Genomic DNA, 11,207 nt, shown 5'->3' on the forward strand with positions numbered 1-11,207 from the left:
ACGCGGCGTTGTGGATGGGATGATCGCCGAAGCGGCAGACATTGGTGTCAAGCGATCCGCATCGTGGCCCATCCCCGAGAATGAACGACAGCTATGGCATCGAATGACTGCCTGAAATTCAGATCATGTCCCTAAGGGATTTTCCTGATCGCTATCGGCCGCATGCCTTCGGGTGCCCCTCAAAGGTACGCGGTGGATCAGACTGAGATATTCCCTGCCCGTTCAGAACGTCTGCTTAGACTGGGCGGGTAGACCTAAGCGTTAGTTTCGAGAAACGCTAGAGACTTTTGGCATTTGGATAAGATCAGGATCAGCTAGGAAACCTGGGACGCAGCTCACGATTTTTCTGTGTGTCCACCTTGGATTTTGTCCGCCGCGATCTAGGAGGCCCGCGCCGGCGGAGTGTACAGGTCGGCGAACTTCTCACGCAGCACGTTCTTCTGAACCTTACCCATGGTATTGCGCGGCAGATCATCGACGAAGACCACACGCTTGGGCAGCTTAAACTTGGTCAAGCGGCCATCGAGCGCCGCAAGAATCGACTGCTCGTCGACCGCCGCCTCCTTTGGGCGGGCCACAACCGCAGTGACGCCCTCGCCGAGATCCCTGTGCGGGACGCAATCACAACACTTTCGAACAGGCCCGGAATGGCGTCGTTCTCGTTGATCAACTCCCTTGGGTTGATCAACTCCCTTGGCCTGAATTCCTATAGCACAGCTCTTAGGGCGATGAGGACCGACAAGATGGAACGTGTTCTTGCCCAGATCGATGCCCAGAGTGGCGATCGCAGCGGAAGAAGAACACCGTGACATGGGACGTGCTCCTTACGTAGCGCGAAGCCCCACAGTTTACGAACAAGCGGGGCAGGAGCACGGCCGGACGATCCCATTAACGACATTCCCAGTCTGCGTGTGGCATTTCCGACAAGACCACGTCTTGTCGATCTTGCAGACAAGTTTCTTGGGATCCTCTCGCGAGGTGCTGCATAGGACTGGATGACTGCTTCGTGTTTCCCGACGCCCTGCGTCCAGTTTAGGCAGCATCCGTGCCATGGTTTCAGTGCATGGCTGAAAGGCGCGATTCCCGTTGATGCGCGCTCTGGACATACTAAATAAGTCTTATCGCAGTGTACAAGAAATAGGCCCGTCACCCATGTTGATCACTCTCCTGAAACGCGTCGGCCGCGAAATCTGGATTACCCTGGTTCGTACGGGCGAGATCCGTGCCGCGCGCGCTCGGGCCAACTCCAAAGGTGGCGTTTACCACTACTGACGGCGTTCGTTCACCGGATCCGAGCCCGCCGACCGGACGGGCCCGGTTTGGAATGCGGGCAGCTCGGACTAATGACGCGAGGTTCAAGACGACGGGCCCTAGAGCCGTTTCCGGACCTCCTCCACGACCTTCCCTGCCGTGATACCGAAATGTTCAAACAGATCGGTTTCGGCTCCCGAGGCGCCAAGGCCGCTCATTCCGACGAAGCCACCGTCCTCACCGATGTACCGGTCCCATCCCAGGCGGACGGCGGCCTCCACCGCGACCCGCACAGTTCCCTTGCTGAAGACCTCCCCGCGATAGTCCCCGTCCTGGGCCTCGAACAGTTCCCAGGACGGCATGGAGACCACCGCCGTCGCGATCCCGCCGGCCTCCGGTCGCCTGCGGGCCTCGACCGCAATGCCGACCTCGGACCCCGTCGCCAGAATTGTCACCTGGCGAGTCCCGTCTTTGGCTTCCGACAGCACGTAGGCGCCACGGCGTGATCGGTTCTCTCCCGAGCCATCGGTACGCACCGGCTCCAGAGGTTGGCGGGCGAAGATGAGGGACGACGGTCCGGTCCAGTTGCCGAGAGCGATCTCCCAGCACTCGGCCGCTTCCACGGCATCCGCCAGGCGAAGGACGAGCATGTTGGGAATCGCCCGCAACGATGCCAAGTATTCCACCGGCTGATGCGTGGGCCCGTTCCGGCCGATGCCGATGGAGTCGTGACTGAACACGAACGGAACCGGCAGCTTCATCATGGCGGCGAGCCGCAACGTCGGTCGCAGGTAATCGGAAAACACGAGGTAGGTCACACCAATCGGTACGACGCCGGCATGGGCCGCCATTCCGTTCTGCATCGCGCCCATGGCGTGCTCGCGAATTCCGTAGTGGACATAGCGGCCGCCGTGGTCTGAAGCTGTGAATGGTGCGAGTTGGCGCTTGTGCTTGGTCGCCCTTTCCAGATCGGGTGCGCCCGAGATCAGTTCTGGAATCGCCTCGGCCAGCATGTCGACGATGTCGCCGGACAGCGTGATGCCGGACTCGGCCGACTGTTCCCGCGCGGCTCGCCCGCGGAACGCCCGCAGTGGCTCGTCCCATACATCCGGCAGGCGTCCAGCTCCGAGCCGATCAAGGAGGCGGCGCTTTTACGGAGCTAGAGCCTTGAGCCGGCTCTGCCACGCATCGTACTCGGGCAGGCTCCGTCGACCCGCTGCTCGCCAGGCGGCCAAGATCTCGTCGGGAATCTCGATGGGGGCATGCGGCTAGCCAAGATACTGTCTGGCCGCCTCGGCCTGCTCCTTACGGATGCGGGCGCTGTGCGCCGCTCGCGTTCCTTCCACTTGAGGCAGTCCACGGCCGATGATCGTCGTGCAGCAGATCATCGATGGACGCGGGTCTTTCCGTGCTAGCAGGATTGCCGCCGACACTGCCTCCACGTCGTGGCCATCAACCTCCTGAACGTGCCATCCGCTGAGGCGGAAGGTGCAAGTATATCGTCGCTCAGGGCCAGCTCGATGGCCCCATCATCCGTCATCCGGTTGTTGTCCCAGAGGGAAACGAGCTTTCCAAGGCGCAGGTGTCCGGCCAGCGATATGACCTCCTGCCCCACGCCTTCCTGGAGGCAACCATCCCCAACGAGGGGATAGGTGTAGTGATCGGCGATATCCCGTCCGAGCCACTTGCCCAGGAAAGCCTTGGCAAGCGCCATACCCGCGCGTTAGCAATGCCTTGGCCGAGAGGGCCCGTGGTGATTTCAATGCCGCAGGTCGGATCGAGCTCGGGATGCCCTTCGCAGCGAGAGCCGAGCTCGCGGAAGCGCTTGATCTCATCGATGGTGATCTTCTCGTAGCCGCTCAGGTGAAGGAGCGAATAAAGCAGCATCGATCCGTGCCCGCTCGACTGCACAAACCGGTCTCGGTCGAACCACAATGGGTCCTGCGGATTGAACTTGAGGTGACGCGTGAACAGGGCGGTCATCGTATCCGCTGCGCCCAATGGAGTTCCGGGATGTCCCTCTCCTACCCGCTCGATCGCATCGATCGACAGGAAACGGACCGCATTTGCCATCGTGCGTGGATCGATCAAGGTCATGACGGACTTTCCTCCAAGTCAGTCGCCAGCAGCGCGGGACGGGTCAACCTCCGTCCTGGCGATGGGGATCTGTGCATCAACCCCAAGCTCCGCCAGAAGCCACTCGGCAAAGGCTCTCAGAGGATGGCGTTGCCGAACATGGCGGGGAAAAACCAGATTGTGCCCGACATAACGGACCGGGGTTGATGTCTGCTCCAACGGCATGACCAAGCGGCCCGATGCAAGCTCCCTCTCTGCAAGGCGCGTGGATTCCAGGGCGACACCCAGACCTTGGGCGGCGACTGCGATGGCCAGGAAGCTGCGATCGAACCGGCTCCCGTTCGGGGGCGGCGCGACCAAGCCGTTGGCAGCGAACCAGTCCGACCACTGGATCTGCTTGCTGTCGCTCTGGATCAGCACGTGGCTGAACAGGTCCGCCGGCGAGGTGATCGTCGCCGCAAGATCAGGCGTGCACATGGGTGCGATCGTCTCCTCACCGAGAGGCACGACCACCAGCCCTTCCGCCCTGGGAGGACCATAAACGATGTCTGCATCGAACTCGTCGGAGTTGAACCGTGTGTAGTCGGTCCCGGCGGCGAGTCGAACCTCTATGCCGGGGTTTTGCTTCAGGAAGGCGGCAAGCCGGGGTGTCAGCCATTGCGTTGCAAAGCTTGGCGCGCAATGCAGGCGGAGGAGCTTGGGACCACGGGTCGAGACGACCTCCATGCCACGCCGTAGGTCATCGAAAGCCCGGCTGACGTGGCGCATCAGCACCTCGCCCTCGTAGCTCAGGTGGGAATGGCGGGTGTCACGCTCGAACAGAGGGAGGCCCAGCACCTGCTCCAGCTTCCGGATTGCGTGGCTGACCGCACTTGGCGTCAGGTTCAGGGCCGCCGCCGCCCCGCGGAACGACCCTGTACGGCCGGCAGCCTCGAAAATCCGGAGGAAAGACAGAGGCACATCCTGTGTCATTGATGTAGTGAATCAGATTCAACAGGTGATGTAAACTTTGCGTTTGTCCGAGCTTTTGAAGCAATTCATAGTTCCTCCAATTATTTGAACAATCAAAAATTGAAACTCATCGTGGAGGAAACGATGTTGCTGGAAGGCAAGACTGCCGTCATCTCCGGCGCGGCCAGCCCGCGCGGAATCGGGTTCGCGACCGCCCGTCTGTTCGCCAAGCATGGGGCAAAGGTCGCCATTCTCGACCTCAACGAGCAAGGCGCCAAGGAGGCCGCCGTTACCCTCGGGCCCGATCATGTGGGTCTCGGCTGCGACGTGGCCAATCTCGACTCGTGCAAGCGCGCCGCCGATGCAGCCGTCACGGCACTGGGACATGTCGACATCCTGCTCAACAATGCCGGCATCACGCAGCCCGTGAAGACGATGGAAATCGACGAGGCGAGCTGGCGCCGCATTGTCGACGTCAACCTCACCGGCGTCCTCTATCTCAGCCAAGCCTTCATTCCGCACATGCGCTCCCGGCGCACGGGCTCGATTGCGTGCATGTCGTCTGTTTCCGCCCAGCGGGGTGGCGGGATCTTTGGCGGCCCGCACTACTCGGCCGCGAAGGCCGGCGTGTTGGGTTTAGCAAAGGCCATGGCACGCGAGCTGGGGCCGGACGGCATCAGGGTCAATTGCGTGACGCCCGGTCTGATCCAGACGGATATCACCGGCGGCAAGCTCACCGACGAGATGCGCCAGGACATCCTGAAAGGGATCCCACTCAACCGGCTCGGCAATGCGGAGGACGTCGCGGGCGCCTACCTGTTCCTCGCCTCTGATCTGTCCGCCTACATCACCGGCGCCGTCATCGACGTGAACGGCGGCATGCTGATCCACTGATCGGCCCTCCTGGGCGCCGGTCCGCTCGCGCCCTCTCAAAACCTGGAGAGATTGATGAATACGAGCACCAGCGGCGCTGTGCAGCCAGCGTCACAGCCTCCCCTATCCAACGTGTCCCTGGCGGATCGAGCCTACCGCATCCGTCGCCATGCCCTTCGCATGGGCGAGGTACAAGGCCAAGGCTACATCGCCCAGGCGCTCGGCATCGCCGACGTCCTAGCAGTGTCCTACTTCCATGGCATGCGCTACCGGCCCGAAGACCCGGAGTGGGAAGGGCGCGACCGGTTCCTCCTGTCAATCGGCCACTACGCCATCGCTCTATACGCGGCGCTGATCGAGGCTGGCATCATCCCGGAGGACGAGCTCGAGAGCTACGGCTCCGACGACAGCCGCCTGCCGATGTCAGGCATGGCCGCCTACACACCGGGCATGGAGATCACGGGCGGATCACTTGGTCATGGCTTGCCCCTCGCGGTCGGGTTCTGCCTCGGACTGAAGCGCAAGAAATCGGACTCGTTCGTCTACTGCATGTTCTCCGACGGCGAACTCGGCGAGGGCTCCGTCTGGGAGGGGGCATGGTCGGCCAGTCACTGGAAGCTCGACAACCTGATCGGCATCGTCGACGTCAACAACCAGCAGGCGGACGGCCCGGCCTCTCAGGTCACTGGCTTCGAGCCGCTCGAAGCGCGCTTCGAGTCGTTCGGCTGGCACGTGCAACGCGTCAACGGCAATGACATCGACGCCCTGGTTGCGGCGTTCGACGCGGCCCGCAATCTCACCGAGCCGAAGCCGCGCATCATCATCTGCGACACCAAGATGGCCAAGGGTGTTCCGTTCCTTGAAGAACGTGAACGCAACCACTTCCTGCGGGTGGAGCCGCACGAATGGCAGAAGGCCCTCGAACTGTTTGACGCCGGGAGGACATCATGAGGCGCTCGAAATACGTACGACCGGCTTGGCTCGGGGAGCAGGGCGAGGGAGGACAAGGGACGGCGGACAAGCCGCGGCTGACAACCTCGGCGATGATCGCTTCGCTCGCCGGTCCGGACCAGCGCACGAAGCCTGCCCCCTTCGGCCATGCACTTGCGGCTCTGGCCGAGACGCGGCCCGAGATTGTAGGCTTGACGGCCGACTTGGCCAAGTACACGGACCTGCACATCTTCGCGAAGGCTCATCCCGACCGCTTCTACCAGATGGGCATGGCGGAACAACTCCTGATCAGCGCCGCGGCCGGAATGGCACGGGAAGGCTTCATGCCGTTCGCAACGACGTATGCGGTGTTTGCTGCCCGAAGAGCATACGACTTCATCTGCATGGCCATTGCCGAGGAAAACCTCAACGTGAAGATTGTGTGCGCCCTGCCGGGCCTCACGACCGGCTACGGGCCGAGCCACCAGGCCACGGAGGACATTGCGATCTTCCGGGGCATGCCGAACATCACCATCATCGACCCCTGCGACGCCCATGAGATCGAGCAGGTCGTTCCGGCCATAGCGGCCCATAGTGGCCCAGTCTACCTACGCCTTCTGCGCGGCAATGTGCCTGTTGTTCTCGACGAGTACGACTACACCTTCGAGCTCGGAAAGGCCAAGATGCTGCGGGACGGAAATGATGTCCTGATCATCTCGTCCGGGCTGATGACCATGCGGGCGCTCGAGGCGGCCGAACGGCTTGCCGAAGACAGGGTCGATGTGGGCGTGCTGCACGTGCCCACCATCAAGCCCTTGGATGAAGCCACCATTCTCAAGGAAGCCTCACGCACCGGCCGCATGGTGGTGGTGGCGGAAAATCACACCATCGTCGGCGGCCTGGGTGAGGCGGTCGCCGGACTCCTGATGCGCTCCGGCGTGATCCCGCCCGCATTCCGCCAAGTCGCCTTGCCCGACGAGTTTCTGGATGCGGGTGCCCTGCCGACCCTCCATGACCGTTACGGCATCTCCACCAACGCCATGACGGAGAGCATCAAAGGCTGGCTTTAGAACGACTCACCGCGGAGCGACTTGCTCGCTCCGCGGTCCAGGGCCCGGTCCACTTGTAACCCATCGTAACGACCACCAACCCTCATAACGATCAAAAAGCCCGGCCAACGGGCAGGATCCAGAACAGGAGAACGCCCATGACGACCTCGATTTCACGCCGCACCCTCATCGCCGGCGCCATCTCGGCCCCGGCCATTCTCACCCTGACTCGCGGCGCGAGCGCCGCCACCAATCTCACCCTTGGCCACAATGCGGCGCCGGGCAACCCGCGCAGCATCGCAACGGAGCGCTTCGCTGAAATGGTAAAGGAGAGATCCGGCGGCAATATCAGTGTTCGCGTCGCAGGATCCGAGCAGCTCGGCAACGAACAGTCGCTGCTCACGAGCCTGCGGACCGGTGCGGTCAGCATGACGGTCAACAGCCAGGGCTCCACCTCGGCGCTCATACCAGAACTCGCGGCGCTTGGCCTGCCGTTCCTGTTCGAGGACAGCTCCGCGGCCTTCAAGGTGCTTGACGGCCCGATCGGCGAGGAGCTCGCTCAGCGTTTCGCCAAGGTTCAGATGGTGCCCCTCGGCTGGTGGGACAATGGCGTTCGCCACATCACCAACAGCAAGCGGCCGATCGTGAAGCCAGCCGACTTGAAGGGCCTCAAGATCCGCACCCCGCCGGATCCGATGACGATCGACATCTTCCAGGCGCTCGGAGCCGGGACCGAGCAGATCAGCTTTGGCGAACTCTACATCGCGCTGCAGCAGGGTGTCGTCGATGGGCAGGAGAACCCGCTCACCAACATCGCAAGCTCGAAGCTCTTCGAGGTCAACAAGTTCATCAGCCTGTCGGGACACAAATGGGAGAGCTCGCCCTTCCTGATGTCGCAGATCGCCTGGACCCGACTGCCTGCCCCTGACAAGGAGATCATCAAGACCGCCGCCAAGGAAGCAGGCGACCTGCAACGCAAGCTCTTTGCCGAGAACGAGGCCAAGTACAACAGCGAGTTCCGGGCCAATCCGAACCTCGCGGTCAACGAGGTCGACAAGGCCGCCTTCCGTGAGGCCTCTGCCAAGGTCATCGACACCTGGCGCGCCAAGCCCTTCGGAGATTTCGTCAGCCAGCTCGTCAAGACAGCCCGGGGCTGACGTCATGACCCGCGTCTCCCCCCTGCCCCACCACGAAGAGCAAGCACGGGCCATGGGGGGCGGCGCGCTCTCCGCGGCCGACATTATCGACCGCGCGGTCGGTTTCATATGCCGTGCGGTGATCCTTCTAACCGGTCTCGCACTCCTTGTCCTGCTGACGGCAAACGTCGTTGCTCGTTACGTGATGGAAAGCGGTGGGTTCCGCTTCGCCCAGGAACTGCCGGAGCGGCTCTTCCCCTGGTTCATCATGGCAGGCGTTGCGCTCGCTGTGCAAAAGGGCGGCCACATGGCCGTCGAGTCGGTGCTCGCGCGTCTGAACCGCAACGGTGCACGCATCATGTTGCTCGTCGGCTTCGCGATCATCATCGCCTCCTATGCGATCCTTGGATGGGAGGCGCTTGGCGTCGCCGATATCGTGTCCATCGAGACAAGCCCCGTGCTCGGGCTGTCCAGCAGCTACAGCTACTACGCGCTCGCTCTCGGTTGCCTTGCGGTCATCCTAACGACTTTCGCCCTTGCGATTCGTGTCGCCAAGCTTGGACCTGAAGCCATGCCAACCCCCGATCCAGAGGAGACAGGCATATGAGCATCGTTCTCATCATCGCCTTTACAGTTCTCATGCTCCTCGCGGTTCCTGTAGGACATGCCCTCATCATTGCTTCGGGCGTGACCCTGGCGTGGCAGGGAGAGCTGCCGCTGATGATCATTGCGCAGCAATTGTATCAGCAGACGCAGTCCTTTCCGATGCTCGCCCTGCCGTTCTTCATGATGGCGGGCAGCTTGATGCTCGGTGGCAAGCTCGGGGAGAAACTCCTGGGCTTCGCCACCAAAGCGATGCAGCGCTGGCGCGGGGGGCCTCTTTCGACCACCGTCGTGGCCTCCGTCGTCTTCGGCGGTGTTTCGGGAAGCGCGGTCGCCAATGCCAGTGCCCTCGGATCGGTGCTCATCCCGTGGCAGAAGCGGCAGGGGTATCCGGCGGGCCTGTGCGCGGCCAACAATGCCACGTCAGCGATCATCGATATCATGATCCCGCCCTCGATCCCACTCATCCTCTATTCGCTCGTCAGCGGTGTCAGCATCGCCGATCTATTCACCGCGGGCATTCTGCCCGGGATCCTGCTGGCGGGTGGGCTCATCCTGACTTGCAGCCTCATCGCGCGGCGGCGCGGCATCCACTCGGAGGATCCTGCCGTCAGTCGGATGGAACTCCTGAAGCTCGCGGTGCTGAGCGGTCCTGCGCTGCTGATGCCGATCCTGATCCTGCTTGGGTTGCGTTTCGGCATCGCCACGCCCACCGAGATCTCGGTGCTGGCGGTGGTCTATGCGTTGGCGCTCAGCGCCTTCTTCTACCGCGACCTAACGTGGAAGCGCTTCTATCACAGCCTGATCGAGTCCGGCATCGCGACCGGCGTCGTCATGCTTGTGATCATGGGCAGCGCGGTCGTCGGCTGGATCCTCACCTTCGACGAGGTGCCTACCCGCTTCGCCGAATGGGTTTCGGCCACGATCAGCAACCCGTTGCTGGTCATTCTGGCCATGAACATCCTGCTCCTCATTGTGGGCATGCCGCTCGATCTTCCTCCGGCGATCCTGCTTCTGGGGCCGATCTTCGTGCCCCTGGCGGCGTCAATTGGACTGGACCCGGTGCAGCTCGGGATTATCATGGTGCTCAATCTCGGCATCGGGCTTTACACGCCTCCGATCGGAACCACGCTCTTCATCTCCTCGTCGATCGCGAAAGCGTCGCTGGCCGACACCACCCGCGAACTCTGGCCCTTCCTCGCCGTCTCCATGCTGGTTCTACTTGCGATGAGTTATATCCCTGCGCTCACGCTCTACTAAGCCGGAGGGTGTCCCGCTTGAGAACAGGCGGGACACCGTCGTTTTGGCCATTGGACCTGATCAGCTCATCATCGCAAGGGAGAGAAAACACATGACCCACGTTGCATTCGTCGGCCTTGGATCCATGGGACTGCCCATGGCCATAAACCTTCTGGCAAAGGAATTCACGGTCACCGGATATGACTTGAGCATGAGGGCCCTGGACGCTCTCGAAAGCGCCGGCGGCAAACGGGCCGGGACGGCTGCGGAAGCAGCGTCCGGGGCGGATATCTTGATCCTGATGGTGGTGAACGCCGCCCAGGCCGAGGCGGTGCTGTACGAAGGCGGTGCCCTTGAGGCCCTCCGCCCTGATGGGATAGTCGCCCTGATGGCTACCTGCCCTCCTGCGGCCGTGGAAGCGATTGAGGAGCGCGTGCGCAAGGCGGGCCGGCGATTGATTGACGCTCCCGTATCAGGCGGGGTCGCCGGCGCGAAGGCCGGGACGCTCACGATCATGGCCGCTGGGATCCGGGACACCTTCGACACTATGAAACCCGTCTTCGATGTGCTCGGTGACAAGGTGTTCCATGTCGGCGAGCGCCCGGGTCAGGGTGCCATTGTCAAGACCGTCAATCAGCTCCTCTGTGGCGTACATATTGCCGTTGTTGCGGAGGCGTTCGCGCTCGCCGCCAAAGTCGGCGTCGATCTCAAGATCCTGCTGGAGATCATGAGTGGGTCATCAGCCTCGAGCTGGATGCTCAAGGATCGCGGACCGCGCATGCTCGAGGCTGAGCCGGAGGTGACGAGCGCGGTCGACATCTTCGTCAAGGATCTGGGAATCGTCCTCGATGCGGGGCGGGACATGAAGGCGGCGCTCCCTCTGGCCGCGGCAGCCCATCAGATGTTCCTTGCGACCTCCGGACGTGGAGACGGCGCGGCGGACGACAGCCAAGTGATCCGCTCCTACTTTGTCCTGAATGGTGTCGCACCCCGGCCTGAGCCGGCGAACCAAAAGGTTGCCTGATGCGGATCGCCGTTCTCTCCGAAACCGACAGAGCGGAGACTCGCGTCGCCGCTACGCCCGACACGGTCAAGAAAT

At 62.4% G+C, this 11,207-nt stretch carries 9 protein-coding genes and 3 pseudogenes; 7 read left to right on the top strand and 5 right to left on the bottom strand.

Translation table 11 applies throughout. The annotated features are described in order from the left end of the window. Positions 1-380: 380 nt before the first annotated feature. From DRB19_RS02375 to DRB19_RS02385, 5 genes and pseudogenes are all read right to left on the bottom strand, one after another. Positions 381-685 (bottom strand): annotated as a pseudogene (locus DRB19_RS02375) (AMP-binding enzyme); the annotation flags it as partial. A gap of 685 nt (positions 686-1,370) precedes the next feature. Continuing rightward, complete coding sequence (locus tag DRB19_RS31640) at positions 1,371-2,264, bottom strand: transketolase-like TK C-terminal-containing protein (protein ID WP_308494256.1); 894 nt, start codon at positions 2,262-2,264, stop codon at positions 1,371-1,373. Positions 2,265-2,519: 255 nt separating this feature from the next. After that, positions 2,520-2,965: pseudogene (locus DRB19_RS31645) on the bottom strand (hypothetical protein). Positions 2,966-3,030: 65 nt separating this feature from the next. Then, positions 3,031-3,348 (bottom strand): annotated as a pseudogene (locus DRB19_RS31650) (transketolase); the annotation flags it as partial. 18 nt (positions 3,349-3,366) lie between these two features. Beyond that, positions 3,367-4,299 carry a LysR substrate-binding domain-containing protein gene (locus tag DRB19_RS02385; RefSeq protein WP_114184417.1) on the bottom strand — a complete coding sequence of 311 codons (933 nt, stop codon included), beginning with the start codon at positions 4,297-4,299 and terminating at the stop codon, positions 3,367-3,369. A gap of 123 nt (positions 4,300-4,422) precedes the next feature. Between DRB19_RS02385 and DRB19_RS02390 the strand changes: the two genes are divergently transcribed. The 7 genes from DRB19_RS02390 (at position 4,423) to DRB19_RS02420 (ending at position 11,132) form a co-directional block, all read left to right on the top strand. Continuing rightward, a complete protein-coding gene (locus tag DRB19_RS02390) occupies positions 4,423-5,172 on the top strand; it encodes an SDR family NAD(P)-dependent oxidoreductase (RefSeq protein ID WP_114184442.1) in 750 nt (249 codons plus the stop codon). A 54-nt stretch (positions 5,173-5,226) separates the two neighbouring features. Continuing rightward, a complete protein-coding gene (locus DRB19_RS02395; protein WP_114184418.1) occupies positions 5,227-6,102 on the top strand; it encodes a transketolase in 876 nt (291 codons plus the stop codon). Next, the gene (locus tag DRB19_RS02400; protein WP_114184419.1) at positions 6,099-7,151 is read left to right on the top strand and encodes a transketolase family protein; all 1,053 of its coding nucleotides are present in this window, start codon (positions 6,099-6,101) and stop codon (positions 7,149-7,151) included. Before DRB19_RS02395 ends, DRB19_RS02400 begins: the two co-directional genes overlap by 4 nt. 137 nt (positions 7,152-7,288) lie before the next feature. After that, on the top strand, positions 7,289-8,287 hold the full coding sequence (locus tag DRB19_RS02405; RefSeq protein ID WP_114184420.1) for a TRAP transporter substrate-binding protein: 999 nt from the start codon (positions 7,289-7,291) through the stop codon (positions 8,285-8,287). 4 nt (positions 8,288-8,291) lie between these two features. Continuing rightward, positions 8,292-8,873 (top strand): TRAP transporter small permease, encoded by a 582-nt coding sequence (locus DRB19_RS02410; RefSeq protein ID WP_245439237.1) that lies wholly within the window; start codon positions 8,292-8,294, stop codon positions 8,871-8,873. Continuing rightward, a complete protein-coding gene (locus tag DRB19_RS02415; protein ID WP_114184422.1) occupies positions 8,870-10,129 on the top strand; it encodes a TRAP transporter large permease in 1,260 nt (419 codons plus the stop codon). The genes DRB19_RS02410 and DRB19_RS02415 overlap by 4 nt, the downstream gene beginning before the upstream one ends. A 91-nt stretch (positions 10,130-10,220) precedes the next feature. Continuing rightward, entirely contained in the window at positions 10,221-11,132 is a 912-nt protein-coding gene (locus tag DRB19_RS02420; protein WP_114184423.1) for an NAD(P)-dependent oxidoreductase, read from the top strand. The last annotated feature ends 75 nt before the right edge of the window (positions 11,133-11,207 follow it).

The sequence above is a fragment of the Microvirga aerophila genome, assembly GCF_003332305.1.
Taxonomy (GTDB): domain Bacteria; phylum Pseudomonadota; class Alphaproteobacteria; order Rhizobiales; family Beijerinckiaceae; genus Microvirga; species Microvirga aerophila.

What these genes read in the sequence shown, in the direction of transcription:
- DRB19_RS02410 (WP_245439237.1), top strand. Translation starts at nt 8,292, where the DNA reads ATGACCCGCGTCTCCCCCCTGCCCCACCACGAAGAGCAAGCACGGGCC.
- DRB19_RS31640 (WP_308494256.1), bottom strand. Translation starts at nt 2,264, where the DNA reads ATGCTGGCCGAGGCGATTCCAGAACTGATCTCGGGCGCACCCGATCTG.
- DRB19_RS02405 (WP_114184420.1), top strand. Translation starts at nt 7,289, where the DNA reads ATGACGACCTCGATTTCACGCCGCACCCTCATCGCCGGCGCCATCTCG.
- DRB19_RS02400 (WP_114184419.1), top strand. Translation starts at nt 6,099, where the DNA reads ATGAGGCGCTCGAAATACGTACGACCGGCTTGGCTCGGGGAGCAGGGC.
- DRB19_RS02420 (WP_114184423.1), top strand. Translation starts at nt 10,221, where the DNA reads ATGACCCACGTTGCATTCGTCGGCCTTGGATCCATGGGACTGCCCATG.
- DRB19_RS02395 (WP_114184418.1), top strand. Translation starts at nt 5,227, where the DNA reads ATGAATACGAGCACCAGCGGCGCTGTGCAGCCAGCGTCACAGCCTCCC.
- DRB19_RS02385 (WP_114184417.1), bottom strand. Translation starts at nt 4,299, where the DNA reads ATGACACAGGATGTGCCTCTGTCTTTCCTCCGGATTTTCGAGGCTGCC.
- DRB19_RS02415 (WP_114184422.1), top strand. Translation starts at nt 8,870, where the DNA reads ATGAGCATCGTTCTCATCATCGCCTTTACAGTTCTCATGCTCCTCGCG.
- DRB19_RS02390 (WP_114184442.1), top strand. Translation starts at nt 4,423, where the DNA reads ATGTTGCTGGAAGGCAAGACTGCCGTCATCTCCGGCGCGGCCAGCCCG.